The sequence below is a fragment of the Pseudomonas sp. HY2-MNA-CIBAN-0224 genome (genome assembly GCF_040310285.1).
Classification (GTDB): domain Bacteria; phylum Pseudomonadota; class Gammaproteobacteria; order Pseudomonadales; family Pseudomonadaceae; genus Aquipseudomonas; species Aquipseudomonas helleri.
The window spans coordinates 1-282 of the sequence record NZ_JBEOPQ010000406.1; the positions used below are offsets into that span (position 1 = coordinate 1).

The following is a 282-nucleotide window of genomic DNA, read 5'->3' on the forward strand; positions in this document are numbered from 1 at the left end:
CCTCGTGCCAGTGCTTGAATTGTTAAAGATTCCAGAAGCGGCAGAAGCTGCGCCTGCCATGATTATGGGCTTTGCTGATATGTATCTACCAGCGTTGGTTGGTAAAAGCATTGAAAGTGAGATGACACGATTTATCGTTGGAGCGGCCTCTATTACCCAGATTATTTATATGTCTGAGGTCGGGGCGTTAATTTTGAAATCAAATATCAAGCTCAATGTGTTAGAGCTGTTTATGATCTTCATTCTCCGTACTTTAATTAGCTTAGTTATTATCACCTCAGT

At 41.1% G+C, this 282-nt stretch carries 1 pseudogene; it reads left to right on the forward strand.

Annotation, left to right across the window (positions count from 1 at the left end):
• Positions 1 to 282 (forward strand): annotated as a pseudogene (locus tag AAEZ03_RS26940) (YjiH family protein); the annotation flags it as partial.